Here is an 18,182-nt window from a genome sequence, read left to right as displayed (position 1 = left end):
GCTTAGGCCTTGGCACTTTCCACATGCTGCTCGTTAATCACCATCACCTTCATGGTGTTGGTGCCGCCGTGAGCATTCATGTGGTCGCCACGGGTGAGGATGACGTGGTCACCCAGCTTGGCGACCCCTTGCTTGACCAGCAGGGTCAACGCCTGGTCATTCAGCTCGGTGGCGCTCATCTCGGAGGTATCGAAAGGCAGCGATACCACGCCGCGATAAAGCGCCATGCGACGCTGAGCGATGGGGTTGTGTGCCAGGCCCACGATGGGCAGACCGGAGCGAATCCGCGATGCAATGAGCGGCGTATAGCCAGACGCCGTCATACAGGCAATCGCCGCTACCCCTGTCATGTGGTTGGCAGCGTACATGGCCGACAGCGCAATGGTTTCATCCGGACGGGTAAAGCCTTCATGAATACGGTGCCCGGACTCTTGCGCCACCCGCTCCCGCTCGGCTCCCAGGCACACGCGCGCCATGGCCTCGACGGTTTCCAGCGGGTAGTCGCCCGCCGCCGTTTCTGCCGACAGCATCACGGCATCGCTGCCATCCAGCACGGCGTTGGCCACGTCGAACACTTCTGCTCGGGTGGGCAGCGGCGCAGAAATCATGCTTTCCATCATTTGGGTCGCCGTGATCACGGCCCGGTTGAGCGACCGGGCGCGCTTGATCATGCGTTTCTGCACGCCGACCAGCTTGGCATCGCCAATTTCCACGCCCAGGTCACCACGCGCCACCATGACCGCTTCAGAGGCTTCGATGATGCCATCCAGCGTCGCCTCGTCGGCCACGGCCTCGGCACGCTCGACCTTGGCCACCAGGCCAATCTCCTTGCCTTCCTCGCCCAGCAGCCGACGTGCTTCACGCATGTCTTCTGCCGAGCGCGGGAACGAAATCGCCAGGTAATCGACGCCGATCTCCACCGCCGTTTTCAAGTCGGCCTTGTCTTTTTCGGTCAAGGCCGGCGCGGAGAGGCCTCCCCCCTGCTTGTTGATCCCCTTGTGGTTGGAGAGTTTGCCCCCCACGACCACCTGGGTATGTACCTGCTTGCCTTCGACACGGGTCACGTCCAGCACCACGCGGCCATCGTCCAGCAGCAGGCGGTCGCCGGCCGTGACGTCATCGGCCAGGGTCTTGTAGTCGCAACCGACGCCCTGCTGAGTACCGGCATCGCTGTCCATGGCCATGTCGAGCACGAAGTCCTGGCCCTCTTCCAGATACACGGCGCCCTCCTTGAAACGGGCAACGCGGATCTTGGGGCCTTGCAGGTCGCCCAGCGCCGCTACGCTGCGGCCCAGTTGGGCAGCAATCTCACGCACCCGGGCCAGGCGACGCCGATGGTCGTCGGCGGTGCCGTGCGAAAAGTTCAAGCGCACCACATCCACCCCTGCCTTCAGCATGGCCTCCAGTACGCCCTCGCGGTCACTGGCAGGGCCAAGGGTAGCGACGATCTTGGTACGACGAAGGGGGATATGGGTGTTTGTGCTCATAAATGTCCTGACCAGTAAAAGAGGAAATGTTCGCGTATCAGCATACCCCAAGCAAGATGACACTCGCATGTACTTGTTGCAACGGCCAATGTCGGCGATTACTGCGCCACGTGCACGCACAAGGACAGCGGGTACTCGTCACAGTTGTTGCCATCTCCACCGCGGTCCACCACGAGAAACTCGCCTTCCCGGTCCAGCACCGACTGAATGGCGTGCCAGGTGCCTGCTCGGTAGTTCACCCCCTGGCGGCCATCCGTCACGAAGGCCCGAACGTCCTGGGACGCGATGGTGTCGCCGGGCGGGGCGACCACCACGATGAAACGCTCTTCGTGCAGCGGCATGAAAGCCTGGCTGCCCAGCGGGTGGCGTTCCAGAAACGTCAGCGTCAACGGCAGCGACACCGGCTGGCTGACAAAGATGCTCACCAAGGTGCGCGGATTGTCGCCCAGCGTCTCGACTCGCGCCAGATCGTGATGCCGCTGGGTACGCCCTGCGTTGATCGGAAACGATGGCGAGGTACGCGCATCGAGCACCTCGCCAAATGGTTCAAATGCTGCTTGTGTCAGGGGTTTTGCTTCGAGTGTCAGCATGACGGCTCCTGGTGGTCAGTGTGCTTGTGCGCCAGCGTCAGCGAGCGCCAAGGCGCAGCGCCGCGTGGCGATTCACATCCTTGTACAGCAGATAACGGAACGGGCCAGGCCCACCCGCATAACAGGCTTGAGGGCAGAACGCCCGTAGCCACATGAAGTCCCCCGCTTCCACTTCTACCCACTGCTGGTTGAGGTGATAGACCGCCTTGCCTTCCAGCACGTAGAGCCCGTGCTCCATCACGTGGGTTTCGTCGAACGGAATCACGCCACCGGGCTGGAACGTCACGATGTTGACGTGCATGTCGTGGCGCACATCGCCAGGTTCGACAAAGCGCGTCGTTGCCCAGCGCCCTTCCGTGCCCGGCATCTCGATCGGTGCGATCTCCTGCTCGTTGGTGACGAAGGCCGGCGGTACGTCCAGCCCCTCGACGAACTCATAGGCCTTGCGCACCCAATGGAAGCGCACCGGCTCGCGGGACTCGTTGCGAACCTGCCAGTGGCTGCCGGGGGGAATGAAGGCGTAGCCGCCAGGGCCCATGAGATGACGCTCGCCAGCCAATGTCAGCGTCAGCTCTCCTTCCACGATGAACAGCACCCCTTCTGCCTGAGGGTCCAGCTCAGGCTTGTCGCTGCCGCCCTCGGGCTGCACTTCCATGATGTATTGAGAGAACGTCTCTGCAAACCCGGACAGCGGACGCGCCAATACCCACAGCCGCGTGCCTTCCCAGAAAGGCAGGTTGCTGGTCACGATATCGCGCATCACCCCTTTGGGGATCAGCGCATAGGCTTCCGTGAAAACGGCACGGTCGGCGGTCAACTGAGTTTGCGGCGGGTGTCCGCCGGTGGGCGCATAGTAATTGGCTGGCATGGCATGTCCTGTCGAGTGGTCAATGTTGATGATGTTCTTGTATACAAAATAAACCGCACTTTTTAAAGCTTATACCGACGGGCTTGTGAAACATACCTCCCAGTAGTAATGTTTTTGGCAACTTTCGTTTCATAACTCTAAAACATACGAACCGAGTTCTGCCGCCATCGATGGGTGATCGCGGCGCCCCGGCCCACTGCAATGGATAACAAGAGCCGTCCCCGGATGGCCCAACAATGCGAGGCTCTGCATGTCACAACATCGCCCCTCTTCTGCGGGTACCCCTGGCACCGCCAAGAGCTGGTGCCGCATCCCGGACATCTACGTGGTGCTGTTTGTCTTTATCGCCATGGCGGCCATTGCCACTCACTTCGTACCCGCAGGCGAATTCGAACGCGTTCCAGGGCCCAATGGCCGCATCACCATCGACCCCGACTCCTATACCACGATCGACCCCAGCCCCGTCGGGCTCACCGACTTCATGCTGGCCATTCCCAATGGGCTGATGAGCGCTGGCGAAGTGGTCTTTTTCACCTTCATGATTGGCGGCATGTTCATGGTGCTCAGGCGCACCGGCATCATCGAAATTGGCGTCGACAAGCTGACCCGACGTTTCGCTGGCCAGGGCCTGCTCACCCTGCCGGTGCTGATGACCGTGTTTGCCCTGATTGCCACCGTGATAGGCACGCAAGAGCTGGCATTGGTATATGTACCGGTCATCCTGCCGCTGATGATTGCACTACGCTTCGACTCGGTCACTGCAGCCGCCGTGGCCCTGTGCGCCACCACCGTGGGCTTTACCACGGGCGTGCTCAACCCGATCAACACCGGCCTTGGCCAGCAGCTGTCGGCACTGCCTCTCTACTCCGGGTACGGCTTGCGCATTCTGGCGTTCATCGTGATGCTGGCCGCGGCGATCTTCTTTGTGATGCGCTATGCTCGCCAGGTGAGCCACTCACCCGAGCGAAGCCTGCTGAACAGTGACCCCGGCGAAGCCGAAAAGCGTGCCCTTTACCAGCATGCCGAGAACAGCCGTGCGCTGGTAGCCTCCACTCGCCAGACACTGGCGGCGCTCACCACCTTCGCCTTCTTTGCCCTGCTGGTTTACGGCGTCCTGCAGCAAGGGTGGTTCATGATGGAGATGGCCGGGCTGTTCATCATCATGGGCGTGGTCGTCGGCCTCGTTGCAGGTTTGAGCACCGACGACATCTGCGGAGGTTTCAATCAAGGGTTCCGCGACGTGCTGGTCGGCGCCATGATTGCCGGGGTTGCCCGTGGGGTCGCAGTCATGCTCGAAGATGGCCAGATCATGGACACCCTGGTGTATGGCCTGGGTAATCTGGTCGGTGGCCTGCCCACGCTGCTATCCGCCATCGGCATGTTCTTCGCGCAGCTTGGTTTCAACTTCATCATTCCTTCCGGCAGCGGCCAGGCACTGGTCACCATGCCGTTGATGGCCCCGCTCTCGGACATGATTGGCGTGACCCGCCAAACGGCGGTGCTGGCTTTCCAGTTGGGCGATGGCATCGGCAATATTCTTTACCCCACCTCAGGCTACTTCATGGCTACCCTGGCACTGGCCGGTGTCTCCTGGCAGAAGTGGGTCAAGTTCTTCTTTCCACTCTTCTGCGTGTGGGTACTGATAGCGCTGGGCTTCTTGATTTTTGCCCAAGCCACGCAGTGGGTCGGATAAGCCACGTTGCACCATACGTAAAGCGGCCAGCCCAGGCCGCTCACGTCAGCACCCCCTTCAGCCCCCTACAGCACCGCCGAGATAAACTGCTTCAGCTCGGCGGTCTGGGGGCGGCTGAACAGTTCGCCCGGCTCGCCCTCTTCATGGATGCGCCCCTGGTGCATGAATACCACGCGATCTGCCACGTCTCTGGCGAAGCCCATTTCATGGGTGACCAGAATCAACGTCATGCCTTCCGCCGCCAGCGCCTCCAGCACGCGCAGCACCTCCCCCACCAGCTCCGGGTCCAGGGCAGAGGTCACTTCGTCGCAGAGCAGCACCTTGGGCCGCATGGCCAGCGCCCGAGCAATGGCCACCCGCTGTTGCTGGCCACCGGACAGCTGTGCCGGGTAGGCATCGTACTTGTCGGCCAGGCCGACCTTGCTCAGCACTTCACGGGCGATTTTCTCGACCTCGTCGCGCCTCTCGCCGCGCACCACGACGGGGGCCAGGCACACGTTTTCCCCCACCGTTTTGTGGGGAAACAGGTTGAAGCTCTGAAAGACCATGCCCACGTTTTCGCTCAGCTCACGGGGGGACATGACACCCGCATCCAGCGCTTGACCGGCAATGGTGATCTCGCCGCTGTCGTGCTGTTCGAGCTGATTGAGGCAGCGCAGCAGAGTACTTTTGCCCGAGCCGCTCCGGCCAATGATGGCCACCACTTCGCCCTGAGCAACGGAGAGGTCGATTCCCTTGAGCACTTCCAGGTCACCAAAGGCTTTGTGAACGTTATCAACGCAGACCAGCGTCATAGAGCTTTTTCTCCAAATGGCGCGCGTAGCAGGACAGCGGGTAGCACAGCGCGAAATACAGAAGGGCCACCAGGGCAAAGATGGTGAACGGTTCAAAGGTGGCGTTGTTGAGCATCGTGCCCGCCTTGGTCAGCTCGACGAAGCCAATGATCGAGGCCAGCGCGGTGCCCTTGATGACCTGTACCGAAAAACCGACCGTGGGCGGTACCGAAAGCCGCAGCGCTTGGGGCAGGATGACATGGCGCATGGTTTGGAAGTAATTCATGCCCAGCACCCGAGCGGCATGCCACTGCCCCTTGGCAACGGCTTCCAGGCAGCCCCGCCAGATATCACACAGGAAGGCGCTGCTGAACAGCGTGAGGGCCACGGAGGCCGCCAGCCAGGCAGACACGGGGTATCCCAGCGCCGCCGCTCCGAAAAAGATCAGGAACAGCTGCATCAGCAGCGGGGTGCCCTGAAATACATCCACGTAGAGCGCGGTGAGGCGTTGCAGCCAGCGCGAGCTGGAAAGGCGCATGAAGGTCAATACCAGCCCCACCGTGGCCCCGCCGACAAAGGCAATCAGCGACAGCACTACGGTCCAGCGGGCCGCCAGCAGCAGGTTGCGCAAAATATCCCAGAAGGTGAATTCGATCATCGTTGTTCTCCTTGCTGGTAGGCAAAGACTCGTTTACCCACTTGCATAAAGACGCGGCGCATCACGAACGCCAGCAGCAGGTAGATCAAGGTGATCAGCAAATAGACTTCGAAGCTTCTGAAGTTGCGAGACTGAATGAAGTTGGCCGCGTAGGTGAGATCGAAGACCGAAATTTGCGACACCACCGCCGACCCTAGCATGACGATGATCGACTGGCTGATCAGTGACGGATAGACACGCGCAAAGGCCGGTACCAGTACCACATGGCGATACCCCTGAAGGGTGTTCATGCCCAGTGCTCTGGCGGCTTCCAGCTGCCCCCTGGCCGTGGCACTGATGCCCGCACGCAGGATTTCGGCACTGTACGCGGCAAGGTTAAGGGTCATGGCGATAAACGCCGCCGTGATGGCGTCCAGCTTGATGCCCAGGCCAGGCAGACCAAAAAAGATAAAGAACAGTTGCACGATGAACGGAGTATTACGAATGACTTCGACATAACCGCCCAGCCCCCAGCGTACCCAAGGCTGACCGTTTACCCGCAGATAAGCTACCGCTACCGCCAGTGCCAAACCGGTCAAGGTGGTCACCACGGTCAAGATGACCGTGGTGGTCAAGCCTTTGATCAGCTCACCGACGTAGGGCAACAGGGTTAAGAAATCGAGTGTTGGCCCCATGACGACCCTCAGCTACCAAAGCCGTCGGGCAGGTCGGCACTGAACCAGCGCTGGGAAAACTCGTTCAAGGTGCCGTCCTCGAGCGCCTGAGCAATCAACCGGTTCACTTCCGTCTGCAGCGCTGCTTCGTTCTTGTTCAGGCCGATATAGCAGGGGGAATCACGCAGTTGATACAGCAGGGTCGGTGCGCGGCGACTGTTGCGCTCGGCAATTTCTGCGGCCACCACGTTGCCGGTCGCGACATAGTCCACCTGGCCAGACAGAAAAGCCGAGATGGTGGTGGCATTGTCCTCGAAACGGCGGATGGTGGTCGAGCTGGGGGCAACCTCGGTCAGCTCCATGTCTTCCACGGCACCCCGCGTCACGCCGATGGTTTTACCGGCCAGCTCGTCGGGGCCGGCGATGCTTTCATCGGCGTCAGCGCTGAAGACTCCCAGGAAGAAAGGCGCATAGGCCTCCGAGAAATCGATTGCCGCTTCACGCTCCGGATTTTTGCCCAGGCTGGAGATCACCAGGTCCGCCTGGCCCGTTTGCAGGTAGGGAATGCGGTTGGCACTGGTCACGGTAATCAGCTCCAGCGTCACGCTCATCTCATCGGCAATGTAGTTGGCCATGTCGATATCGTAGCCGCGCGGCTGCAGATCGGTGCCGACCGAACCAAACGGCGGGAAGTCCTGCGGAACCGCAATGCGTATGGTGCCACGGGATTCGATGGCTTCCAGCGCATCCGCTTGCACGGCGGTGCTGGCACCCACGCCACCCACGGCCAGCGCAGCGGTCACACCGGTGGCCAGCACGCCGGATTGGCAACGTTTCAAGAAGTGCTGAATAGATTGTGTAAAGCCCTGAGGGATCGTGCCCATGATGCTCTCCTGCAGTTATGCGATTGGCCAAGCCAGCGAGTGCGACAGTCGCGTATGAATAGCGCCGTGATGAAAGCTTCGTTGCAAGCAAGTACAGTCCGAAACTTTTGTTTCACAGCCTCAGCAGAGCAATTACAGGGCCACTCAGGCACAAAGTGCATGGATAACAGCAGTTTGAGAGTTTTTCAGGCAGGCAGAGGCCTGTCGAAGCAACGCTTCGACAGGCCTCAACGTTCGTGTTTGGTGCATCAAGAACCAGCACGCACCATTATTGGTGAGCGTCCCAATCCACGCTCATCACTGGCGCTGCCAGCTCACTCAGCGCCTCGTACTGGTCGCTGATGTCACTGATGCGCTCTCGCCCATCACTCAGGTTGTGATGCAGCACCGCATTGGCCAGCAGGCAAATCAGGCTATTGGCGGTGGCGTAGCTGTCGAAGGCCGACAAGCTTTCCAGAGGCACTTCCATGAACCACGACACTTGCGGCACGAAGGTAGCGGCGGTGGGGTCGGCGATCAGCAGCACCCTGGCGGGCGAACGCTCCAGGGCCGTCACCAGTGCCGCAAAGGCCGTGGGCCGACGACGAAAGCCGAACAGCACGATGGTGTCCTGCTCGGTCAAATCGACGATCTCTTCCGCCAGCGACTGGTTGGGCTGAGGCGCCAGGCGTACTCGCCCACGCGCCTGAATCAACTGCTGGCGCAGATGTAACGCCAGCGGATAGCTGTTGCGAAACCCCATGACCACGATCTGCTGGGCAGCCGCCAGCGCATCGACGCAGTCGGCAAACGTGGCGGGGGGCAAACTGGCCAGGCAGCGCTGGAGATTCTCCTGTTCGCGCTGCAGGTGGCGCTGAAACGGTGCACCGCCCTCCTCCTGCATGGCATCGTCATCGATGACCAGCGGCACCCCCAGGTTGCGCAGCTGCCGCGCGTGGGTCTTGACCGTGCGAAAGCTCTCGAACCCCAGCCGCTTGAACAGACGGCTCACCGTGGACTTGGATACCCCCGTCAGTCGCGCCAGATCGGCGGCGCTGTAGACAGCCAGATCATCGAAATGGTCGAGAATGAACGTGGCGACCCGCTGCTCCTGGGCCGTCAGCGCATCGAATTGGGCGGCAATCCGTTGTCCTATGTGGGGCGTCATGGTGTCCTATCGCATCCTTGGGTTACTGAGTCGGTGCGGGGTGGTGTTCGGCCCAGTGACGAGCGATATCGACCCGACGGGCGACCCATACTCGATCATGCGCTTCGATATGGTCCAGAAAGCGCTGAAGCGCACGGAAACGGCCCGGGCGGCCCAGCAACCGGCAGTGCATGCCAATCGAAAGCATTTTCGGCGCCTCCTCCCCTTCGGCATACAGTACATCAAAGGCGTCGCGCAGGTAGGTAAAGAAGTGGTCGGCGGTATTGAACCCCTGCGGCGCCGCAAAACGCATGTCATTGGTATCGAGGGTGTAGGGCACCACCAGATGCTGGTGCTCGGCGCCCTGGCTGTCGCTCACGCGGGTCCAGAAGGGCAGGTCGTCGCCGTAGTAATCGCTGTCGTAGAGAAACCCGCCTTCATCCAATATCAGGCGCCGCGTATTGGGGCTATCGCGGCCGGTGTACCAGCCTTGTGGCTTCTCACCGTACAGACGCTGGAAAATCTCCATGGCTTTTTGCAGATGCTCGCGCTCTACGTGCTCGGGCGTTTCCTGATAGTGAATCCAGCGGTAGCCGTGACAGGCCACTTCATGGCCCAGCTCCTTGAACGCCTGCGCCACCTCCGGGTGGCGCTCCAGCGCCATGGCCACCCCAAACACGGTGAGCGGCAGCCCACGACGCTCAAATTCGCGCAAAATGCGCCACACGCCAGCTCGCGAGCCGTACTCGTAGATGGACTCCATGCTCAGGTGGCGGTCGGGATAGCTGGCTGCCCCGATGATCTCGGAAAGGAACTGCTCGGACCCCGCATCCCCGTGAAGCACGCAATTCTCCGCGCCCTCTTCGTAGTTGAGTACGAACTGCACGGCTATTTTGGCGCCGTTGGGCCACTGGGCATGAGGGGGCGTTTGGCCGTAGCCAATCAGGTCACGCGGGTAATGGGAAGACATGGTCGGGCTCCTTTAGCGAAGCAGCGCATTTTAGTTTGTATACAAAATAGTCATTTTAACCGGCGCCTGCAATGCAGCGCAGGGCTAATCATTTGAGTTCTCGACGCTTTGACGGCCCCTTCTGAGCCAAGCTATTGAAACCTGAACGATTGGTCAACCCATATCGAGAGCATCAAGTGCATTAGCCCCTTGCACTTGGCTAAAAACCGCCCTATTTTTGTATACAAGATAGAAAATATTGTTCACACAAGAGTATCCGAACGTGCATATACGTCTGATCAACCCCAATACCACGGCGGCCATGACGGAAACCATTCGTCAAGCCGCCGACAAGCTGGCAGCACCGGGGACCCTCATCAGCGCGACGCAACCCGAGGCTGGCCCAGTCTCCATCGAAAGCCACTTCGATGAAGCGGTGAGCGCAGTAGGCGTTGCCGAAGAAGTTCTGAAAGGCGAACGCGAAGGCGGTATCGATGCGTACGTGGTGGCCTGCTTTGGCGACCCTGGCCTGCTGGCCGCCCGCGAGCTGACTCGCGCGCCGGTGATCGGCATTGCCGAAGCCGCCTTTCATATGGCCACGCTGATCAGCACTCGCTTCTCCATTGTGACGACGCTGGGACGCACCGGCATCATCGCCGAGCACCTGCTGGAGCAGTACGGCTTTCGCCACCACTGCCGCCGCATCCGAGCCGCCGAGATCCCCGTACTGGATCTGGAAGATCATCCGGACGCGGCGTTCAGCCGTATCGTGCAGGAGTGCTGCCGTGCCCGCGACGAAGATGGCATTGGCGCCATCGTGCTGGGCTGCGGGGGCATGGCCAACCTGACCCAGGCCATTAGCCACGAAGTCGGCCTGCCCGTGGTGGAAGGGGTGAGCGCCGCGCTGAAACTGGCCGAGTCGCTCGTCGGGCTGGGCTTGCAGACCAGTAAATATGGCGACCTGGATTACCCGCGCCGCAAAACCTTTACCGGCAAGTTTTCAGGTTTTTCCGACCTGACGCTGCCACCCACGCGCCAGTGAAGAGCTGACACCAGCAACCGGCCGTAAAAGAAAGCACGCCTACAAAAAATCATAACAACACGACGAATATCAGCATCAGCACGCCACGCCGCAAGCGTCTCCCGGGCAGTCTACTGCCCGGGTTACCAATAACATCGATAATCTTGCGAGGACGGTAACATGAGCACTTCTACCTCTGCTCTTACCTCAGAAGAAGCACCCAACGCGGCGCAGTCAGCCGCCAGCAAAGCCGTCGGCGCAGAAAGCCTGGCGCCGCAAAGCACCCGTATCATGGGGCGCACCTCCTACTTTCTTGCCTGGTTTGGTGGCTGCGTGTCGATTGGCACCTTCGCCATGGGCTCCAGCGTGGTGGGCACGCTCAACTTGCTGCAAGCCACGCTGGCCATCGCCATCGGCTGCTTTGTGATCGGCGTGGCGCTGGCCATCAATGGCGCCGCCGGATACAAGTACGGCATTCCGTTCATGGTGCAGGCGCGCAGTGCCTTTGGGTTCACCGGAACGCGTATCCCCGGGCTGGTGCGCGCCGTGCCTGCCATCGTGTGGTATGGCTTCCAGAGCTGGATTGGGGCCGGTGCCCTCAACATGGTGTCGGCGACGCTGTTCGGCTTCGACAACCTGATCTTCTACTTCATCACCTTTCAGTTTTTGCAGATCGGCCTCTCGGTGCTCGGCTTTCAGGGCATCAAGTGGCTGGAGAATATCGGCAGCGCTTTTATTCTCTGCTCGCTGATGTACATGTTCTACGCCACCGTGCAGCGCTATGGCGATGAGCTGTCGGCCAGCCTGCTCACCATGGAAGGCTCCTGGGGCATGCCCTTCTGGAGCGCCACCATGCTGTTTCTGGGGATTTACAGCACCATGATGCTGAATGTAAGCGATTACTCGCGTGAACATAAAAAAGGCACCGGACAAGGGCTGTTGACCACCATTTACGCCATGTCGATTCTGCCCTGCACACTGTTCATGGGCTTGATCGGCTACATGGTGTCCCAGGCCACCGGCACCGCCGACCCCATTCAGGTATTCGCCAACGCCGTGGATAACACCCCGCTGTTGATGATCACTCTGCTCTTCATTGCCTTTGCCCAGGTGACCACCAACGTGCTGAACAACGTGGTGCCGCCCACCTACGTGCTGATGGACGTCTTCAAGCTCAAATTTCCGGTGGCCACCGTGATCGTCGGTCTGCTGGCCTTTGCGACCTTCCCCTGGAAACTGGTACAGCCGGAGTCGGCCGCAGGCCTGCAGCTGTTCGTGCAAACCTACTCGGCCTTCCTCGGCCCCATCTTCGCCATCCTGGTCGTGGACTACTACGTCATACGTCGCCGCACGCTGGACATCGGCAAACTCTACGATGAAAACGGCCCTTATCAGGGCATCAACCAGGCCGCACTGATCGCCACGGTCGTCGGCATCGCAGCCGCCCTCGCCTTCTCATCGGTCTCCTGGTACGCCAGCCTGATCCCCGCCGGGCTGACCTACTACCTGCTGATGAAACACTGGCCCGCTTGCCAGCGCTTCACTCAGTAATCCGCCCTGCCCTTGCCTGCCACCTTGCGTGGCGGGCATCTTTCCGAAAGCATACTCCTTGCGTACCCTGAAGCGTTCAGGCGTCCACTTTCCAGCACGCGGCCCAATGCTGTTGGCCGAGCACTTTAGCGGGAGGCACGTGTTGCCGGCACTCCTCTGTGGCCAACGAACAGCGCGGTGCAAAGGCACAGCCCTGTGGTGGAAACGCCATGTCCGGCGGAGAGCCAGGAATTGCACTGAGTCGCGCACCTTTTAACTCACCAGAAGCACGCGACTGCATCAACCCTAAAGTGTAAGGATGTCGTGGTGCGCGAATAATTTCATCCACGCTGCCTGTTTCCACGACGCGGCCTGCATACATCACCGCGATGCGGTCGGAAATCTCATTGGCAACGCCCATATCGTGAGTCACAAAAATGACCGACATACCCAACTCACGCTGCAAGTCGCGTAACAACAGCAGGATCTGTATCTGAACGGTCGCATCCAAAGCCGTTGTCGGCTCATCCGCCAACAGCAGCCGTGGGCGGCATGACAAGGCCAGGGCAATCATGGCCCGCTGGCTCATCCCCCCCGACATTTCATGGGGATAATTGGACAAGCGTCGTTTGGCGGATGGAATCCGCACCAGCTCGAATAGTTCCAGTGCCCGCGCCAAGCCCTCTGCGTGACTTACCCCCTCATGGCGGCATACCGTCTCGGCGATTTGATCACCTATACGAAAGACAGGGTCGAACGCGAGCATCGGTTCCTGAAAAATCATCGAGGTGGTAAACCCCCGATAGGCCGACAGCTCACGCCGCGACATGGCGAGGATATCTTGCCCGGCTACTGTCACATGGCCTTCCATGGACGTTCTTCGTTCGGGCAGCAACCGCATCAGCGCGCGTAATGTCACACTCTTGCCCGAGCCACTTTCCCCCAGAATCGTCAGTACCTCGCCTTTGGCAAGGGTCAAATCAACGCCGTTCACCGCCTGCACGCAACGGCCAGGGGATTTGAAGTGCACTTTCAGGTTTTGTACCTCCACCAATGGCTCGCTAACGGAGGTCAGCGCCTGCGGGGATGGCTCAGAAGATGTCTGGCAGTTCAAAGGATCATGGGCCGTCATAGCGATGCTTCCTCAACACTCGATGTCGTTGCCAGCAACTGCACTTCGGTTGCCCGGCAACAAGCCGAACGGTGTTCGAAGTGGCGCGTCGCCCCCTCCTTCAACGGTCTCAGCTCTGGCTCTTCTGCACGACAAGCCTCCACCGCCATGCTGCAACGCGGGCAGAATCGGCAACCTCGGGGCAAATCAATCGGGTTGGGAGGATCACCCGCAAGAGGGGCTGCCTGGGTGCGATTATCGGGATCCATGGAGGGCATGGCCGACATCAAGGCTCGTGTATAAGGGTGAGCGGGTGCCTGATAGAGTGACTCACTCTCGCCAATTTCAGCGACTCGCCCTAAATACATCACCATTACACGGTCACTGATGTATCGCACGACATTCAGGTCATGGGAAATGAAGAGATAGGTCAAACCGTACTCTTGCTTCAGGTCGACCAGCAAGTTGAGCACTTGAGCCTCTACCGATTTATCCAGGGCCGAAACGGCTTCATCAAGAATCAGTAGCCTGGGTTCAAGTGCCAACGCGCGAGCAATATTGACGCGCTGGCGCTGCCCCCCGGAAAGCTCATGAGGATAACGACTCGCAAACTGATTCGGGAGCAGGCCGACCTGGTCCAGCAGCTTGCGAGCCCTGGCATTGGCTTCTTTCTTGCCAAGGCCATGTACCTGAGGCCCAAAAGCGATGGACTCCTCGACGCTCATACGGGGGTTGAGCGAAGCGTAGGAGTTTTGAAACACCATCTGAACTTGGCGACGCATGTCGCGCAGCGACAAGCCGCCAGGCGTACCGACAGGATCGCCATCGAAGATCACTTCACCCGCATCGGGGGTCAGTAGCTGCATCAACAGGCGTGCCGTGGTGGATTTACCACAGCCTGATTCGCCGACAATGCCTAACGTTTCACCTTTCAAAACGTCGAAATCGACGCCATCAACGGCATGCACCTTACTGACAGGACGGCCGAAAAAATCTTTTTTGATAATGAAGTGCTTGCGCAGCCCTTTCACGCTCAACAGTGGCTGGGCAGCTCCTCCTCTATCACGGGGGTCCAAGGGTGTTGCCACGGCTGGAGAAGCGTCTATCGAAACACGTTCAGCATTCATAGTTTCACATCCATGGCAGAGCGCAGACCATCGCTGAGCGTGTTGAAACAGATCGATACCGTAAAAATCATGACGCCGGGCAGAATGGTAATCCATGGGTTGACGTAGATGGCATCGCGCAAGGTATTGAGCATAAGGCCCCACTCCGGCATCGGCGGCCTGGCCCCTAAACCAAGAAACGAGAGACCTGAAGCCAGGATCATGCTGACGCTGATGAGCGAGGTGGCATAAACGAAAATGGGGCTGAGTACATTGCCCAGCACATGGCAGCGGATGATTCTCAAACTGCCCGCCCCACTGGCACGGGCGGCTTCAATGTAATCGGCGCTGCGTATTTGCGTTGTCACACTTTCCGCGACCCGCGCAATGGGTGGTATGAACACCACGGTCAACGAGAATAGCGAGTTGATGATGCCTGCACCCAATGCCCCCGCTAACGCAATCGCCAGCAGCACGGCAGGGAAGGCATAAAACACATCGATAATGCGCATGAAGATGGTATTGGTTTTGCCTCCTACAAAGCCCGCGACAATACCGATCGCGCTTCCTATCACGAACGCGTTCACCACCGGCATGACGCCGATCAATAGCGATAATCGAGCGCCGTAGATCAATCGTGAAAGCATGTCGCGACCTAGCTCGTCGGTACCCAGCCAATGACCTGATGTACCAATCGGCCGCAACCGAGACATCATGCTGGTTTTATACGGGTCCATGGGAGCCAACCAGGGAGCAAATATCGCCATGGCCAGGATACACAGCAGGATGATGCCTGCTACCAGTGCCACAGGGTCACGCCTCAGGCGCCGAAATACCGGCCCCCAGTACCCTTTGCTTGGGGTTACCTGCACGTCGGCCTTCGCTGAAGCATCAAGAGAGGTCGTTGTCATGAGATTCTCCTAGCCGATCAGCCGCGCTGAATACGTGGGTCAAGGCGCGCCTGGACGAGATCGACCATTAAATTGAGCGCTACAAAGAACAACGCCAGGATCAAAATCGTGCCTTGCAAGATGGGCAAATCGCGCTGAAAAATAGCGTTATTGAGCAACAACCCTGTCCCAGGCCAAGAGAACACGGTCTCGACGAGAATTGAGCCACCTAATAGATACCCTAACTGCAGCCCCATCACCGCTAACGCAGTAGGCGCGACATTCTTGATGACATGCAAAAAGATACGCCGCTCTGCCAAACCTTTAGCGCGCAGCGCTTCAACAAACTCGTGGGCCAGGATATCCGCCACCATGGCTCGCACCGTGCGCGTAACGACGCCCATGGGAATCACCGACAGCGTCACCGCAGGTAGAATCAAGTGACGCAGGTAGGCCCACTCGAAACTCCAATCGCTGGAGCTTCCTGGCCCTGCACCGGAGGAAGGCAGCCAGCTCAGCTCCACTGAAAAGATGATCACCAGCAGCATGCCCAACCAGTAGTGCGGAATACTGACGCCACCCACGGCAACGCCCGTCACGATGCGGTCAAGCATGGACCCCTGGTAATAGCCGGCGAGTGCTCCAAACGTGCACCCCAAGGTAAAGCCAATCATTGACGCAGCAGCGGCGAGCAACAGGGTGTTTTTGAGGGCGCTGAACACTTCTGTCGTCACCGCCCTGCCATTGGCGGCCGACATGCCCAGGTCACCCTGCACGGCTCGGCTCACCCAGCGCCCAAACTGCTCTGGCAATGGCCGGTCAAAGCCGTAGGCTCGCTGCACCATCGCGACGACGTCACTGGGCGCATCGGGAGAGACGACGGCGTCCATGGGGTCGCCCGGTGACAGATGGACCAATGAGAAACAGAAAAAACTCACCGCCAAGGTGATCGGAATGACATACAGAATTCGCTTGAGGAAGTAGGTGCTCATCGTGTCTCCTGGCTATGCGCGGAGTGGCTGACAAGCCACTCCGCGTGCATAACTCACTCCTCGATATAGACGGGGGTCAGGTCCTGGAACCAGTTTTTAGCCTGAACGAACCCTTTGACGTGGGGCTGCATCGCGCGCGGGCCAACGTCATGGGCTACCCACAGCCAAGCGGCATCATCGACCATGCGGGCATGGAACTCGGCGAGGATGGCGTCTTGCTCGGCTTGATCGAAGGTGACACGCGCTTCATCCAGCAAACGGTCATATTCAGGGTCATTCATATAGCCCCAGTTGAAGCCATTGGGGGGAGCCATACTGGAGTGCATGAAGCGGTAGAAAGCAGAGAACGGGTCCAACCAGGCGAAGGTGATGTTGGTCGCATGCGCTCCACGACTGCTGGCATCCGCAGCGCCACGACGCCAGTTTGGAAATAACGACTCCCAGTCCAGCACTTCAAACTCGAGGTCGATACCAACCTCCGCAAGGTTTTGCTGAATGTACTCATTCATGGCCAAGGGCTGCATCTGGCCGGAGCCGGAGGTCGAAATGAGCACTTTGATGTCGACGGGATTGTCGGGGCCAAAACCGCTCTCGGCCAATAGCCGCATGGCTTCTTCGGGGTCGTAGCGGGTTTCGAAGGTGGGCTCGCCATACCAGGGATGATCCGGCGCCACGATACCCACTGCGGGCACCATCAAACCACCCAGCATGGCTTCCAGACCTTCACGGTCCACTGCCAGGTTAGCCGCTTTGCGGACGTTGATATCACGCCAGGGGCTGCCTTCTTGCATGGAGAACTGATAAGGCCAGGTGTGCGGATAAGGGTTGCTGGTGATCTCCATACCTTGAGACTGCATACGAGGAATGGCATCTGGCGCCGGTGACTCGATCCAATCGACCTGCGACGAGAGCAGCGCGGAAGTGCGCGAGCTGGATTCAGGCATCGGGATCAGTTCGAGTCGTGTCAAACGAGGCACACGCGCTTCATCCCAATACTCCAGGTTGGGTTCCAGCACGGCACGCTCGCGAGGCACCAGGCGCGTCAGCTTGAAAGGCCCTGTACCAGAAGGAGCGCTGGCAAACGCATCCCAGTCACCGCCCAATGCTTCCCATTGCGCAGGGCTTGAGAAGAGCAGGAAGGAAAGCTGGTAGGGGAACCATGCATCTGGCTCGCTGGTGGTGAACTGAATGGTGTAGTCGTCTACTTTTTCGTAGCCATCCATGGAAGGAATACGGCCCCGGACGTTACCTGCCTGGCGGGCATCGAACTGCTCGGACGCTTCATCGTAAATTTTATCGAGGTTCCAGATGGCAGCGTCGGCATTCCACTCACTACCGTCATGGAAAAGCACGCCTTCACGCAGATTGAAAACCCACACTCGCTGGTCTTCCGCATCGACCTCCCAGCTTTCCGCCAGCCCTGGCGTCAACCCACTTACCTCCTCTGCCGAGGACATGTCCCAGTTGATCAACGCATCATAGATGGTGTAACCGAGGAAGCGATAACCCTCGAAGCCGCTATCAGGCTGCCCGGTCGTCAGCGGAATATCCGAGGCCGTCATCGCGATACGCAGCACTTGCTCGTCCGACATGGCTGGGGCTGCGAAAAGCGCTACGCCCAGCGATAACAGCGCGGTACGTCGGGTTTGATGCATGAAACGTAGGGTCGCCACCATTTTCTTGTATACCATTTTAATCGTCCCCTTACTGTTTACTTAGCAGAAAGCAAAGCTCTGATGCTTATACCGTGCTTAAGTAGTGCAAGAGGAGTGCCAAAAAGGAGGCCAACCATCAAAACGGTGCCAAAAGCAGCAAAAATCAATGTACAAAAAATATATTTTTCGTATACAT

The 18,182-nt window shown here is 59.3% G+C and carries 17 protein-coding genes; 3 read left to right on the top strand and 14 right to left on the bottom strand.

All coding sequences use genetic code 11. The features are described 5' to 3' along the window. Positions 1 to 2 precede the first annotated feature (2 nt). The 3 genes from pyk to LG409_RS03665 all read right to left on the bottom strand — a co-directional run bounded on the left by pyk (position 3) and on the right by LG409_RS03665 (position 2,945). Entirely contained in the window at positions 3 to 1,487 is a 1,485-nt protein-coding gene (gene pyk / locus LG409_RS03675; protein ID WP_096921429.1) for a pyruvate kinase, read from the bottom strand. Positions 1,488 to 1,585: 98 nt separating this feature from the next. Next, entirely contained in the window at positions 1,586 to 2,077 is a 492-nt protein-coding gene (locus LG409_RS03670) for an ureidoglycolate lyase (protein ID WP_039175430.1), read from the bottom strand. A gap of 37 nt (positions 2,078 to 2,114) precedes the next feature. Continuing rightward, positions 2,115 to 2,945, bottom strand: coding sequence for a bifunctional allantoicase/(S)-ureidoglycine aminohydrolase (locus LG409_RS03665; RefSeq protein ID WP_016916214.1), 831 nt, complete (start codon positions 2,943 to 2,945; stop codon positions 2,115 to 2,117). 250 nt (positions 2,946 to 3,195) lie between these two features. Between LG409_RS03665 and LG409_RS03660 the strand changes: the two genes are divergently transcribed. After that, entirely contained in the window at positions 3,196 to 4,638 is a 1,443-nt protein-coding gene (locus LG409_RS03660; protein ID WP_227407633.1) for a YfcC family protein, read from the top strand. A gap of 65 nt (positions 4,639 to 4,703) precedes the next feature. Here the strand turns inward: LG409_RS03660 and LG409_RS03655 are convergent, their stop codons facing one another. The 6 genes from LG409_RS03655 to puuE all read right to left on the bottom strand — a co-directional run bounded on the left by LG409_RS03655 (position 4,704) and on the right by puuE (position 9,702). Further along, positions 4,704 to 5,432 carry an amino acid ABC transporter ATP-binding protein gene (locus tag LG409_RS03655; RefSeq protein WP_227407632.1) on the bottom strand — a complete coding sequence of 243 codons (729 nt, stop codon included), beginning with the start codon at positions 5,430 to 5,432 and terminating at the stop codon, positions 4,704 to 4,706. Beyond that, positions 5,413 to 6,069, bottom strand: coding sequence for an amino acid ABC transporter permease (locus LG409_RS03650; RefSeq protein WP_016916212.1), 657 nt, complete (start codon positions 6,067 to 6,069; stop codon positions 5,413 to 5,415). The genes LG409_RS03655 and LG409_RS03650 overlap by 20 nt, the downstream gene beginning before the upstream one ends. Further along, the gene (locus LG409_RS03645; RefSeq protein ID WP_039175427.1) at positions 6,066 to 6,743 is read right to left on the bottom strand and encodes an amino acid ABC transporter permease; all 678 of its coding nucleotides are present in this window, start codon (positions 6,741 to 6,743) and stop codon (positions 6,066 to 6,068) included. Before LG409_RS03645 ends, LG409_RS03650 begins: the two co-directional genes overlap by 4 nt. A gap of 8 nt (positions 6,744 to 6,751) precedes the next feature. After that, positions 6,752 to 7,606, bottom strand: coding sequence for a transporter substrate-binding domain-containing protein (locus tag LG409_RS03640; RefSeq protein WP_227407631.1), 855 nt, complete (start codon positions 7,604 to 7,606; stop codon positions 6,752 to 6,754). Between the two features lie 268 nt (positions 7,607 to 7,874). Next, the gene (locus LG409_RS03635) at positions 7,875 to 8,753 is read right to left on the bottom strand and encodes a MurR/RpiR family transcriptional regulator (RefSeq protein WP_039175424.1); all 879 of its coding nucleotides are present in this window, start codon (positions 8,751 to 8,753) and stop codon (positions 7,875 to 7,877) included. Between the two features lie 22 nt (positions 8,754 to 8,775). Further along, complete coding sequence (gene puuE, locus LG409_RS03630) at positions 8,776 to 9,702, bottom strand: allantoinase PuuE (protein ID WP_039175422.1); 927 nt, start codon at positions 9,700 to 9,702, stop codon at positions 8,776 to 8,778. A gap of 262 nt (positions 9,703 to 9,964) precedes the next feature. Between puuE and LG409_RS03625 the strand changes: the two genes are divergently transcribed. Together LG409_RS03625 and LG409_RS03620 are read left to right on the top strand one after the other, a co-directional pair. Beyond that, positions 9,965 to 10,723 carry an aspartate/glutamate racemase family protein gene (locus LG409_RS03625; protein WP_039175418.1) on the top strand — a complete coding sequence of 253 codons (759 nt, stop codon included), beginning with the start codon at positions 9,965 to 9,967 and terminating at the stop codon, positions 10,721 to 10,723. Positions 10,724 to 10,882: 159 nt separating this feature from the next. Then, positions 10,883 to 12,253, top strand: coding sequence for an NCS1 family transporter (locus LG409_RS03620; RefSeq protein ID WP_039175416.1), 1,371 nt, complete (start codon positions 10,883 to 10,885; stop codon positions 12,251 to 12,253). A 76-nt stretch (positions 12,254 to 12,329) separates the two neighbouring features. On the opposite strand, the gene LG409_RS03615 is transcribed toward LG409_RS03620, so the two are convergent. From LG409_RS03615 to LG409_RS03595, 5 genes are read right to left on the bottom strand one after another with little or no spacing between them, the layout of a single operon-like run. Next, complete coding sequence (locus LG409_RS03615; protein WP_227407630.1) at positions 12,330 to 13,364, bottom strand: ABC transporter ATP-binding protein; 1,035 nt, start codon at positions 13,362 to 13,364, stop codon at positions 12,330 to 12,332. Beyond that, positions 13,361 to 14,470 carry an ABC transporter ATP-binding protein gene (locus LG409_RS03610; RefSeq protein WP_227407629.1) on the bottom strand — a complete coding sequence of 370 codons (1,110 nt, stop codon included), beginning with the start codon at positions 14,468 to 14,470 and terminating at the stop codon, positions 13,361 to 13,363. Before LG409_RS03610 ends, LG409_RS03615 begins: the two co-directional genes overlap by 4 nt. Next, positions 14,467 to 15,360, bottom strand: a complete 894-nt coding sequence (locus LG409_RS03605; RefSeq protein WP_039175414.1) for an ABC transporter permease — start codon at positions 15,358 to 15,360, stop codon at positions 14,467 to 14,469. The genes LG409_RS03610 and LG409_RS03605 overlap by 4 nt, the downstream gene beginning before the upstream one ends. Positions 15,361 to 15,377: 17 nt before the next feature. Further along, complete coding sequence (locus LG409_RS03600; protein ID WP_039175412.1) at positions 15,378 to 16,331, bottom strand: ABC transporter permease; 954 nt, start codon at positions 16,329 to 16,331, stop codon at positions 15,378 to 15,380. A 53-nt stretch (positions 16,332 to 16,384) separates the two neighbouring features. After that, positions 16,385 to 18,022 (bottom strand): ABC transporter substrate-binding protein, encoded by a 1,638-nt coding sequence (locus LG409_RS03595; RefSeq protein ID WP_096921435.1) that lies wholly within the window; start codon positions 18,020 to 18,022, stop codon positions 16,385 to 16,387. Positions 18,023 to 18,182 lie beyond the last annotated feature (160 nt).

Origin of the sequence: Halomonas sp. NyZ770 (genome assembly GCF_020616575.1) — a bacterium.
GTDB lineage: Bacteria > Pseudomonadota > Gammaproteobacteria > Pseudomonadales > Halomonadaceae > Vreelandella > Vreelandella hamiltonii.
The sequence above is the reverse complement of the archived record's forward strand: the minus strand, read 5'-3'. Positions and strand labels throughout refer to the sequence as shown.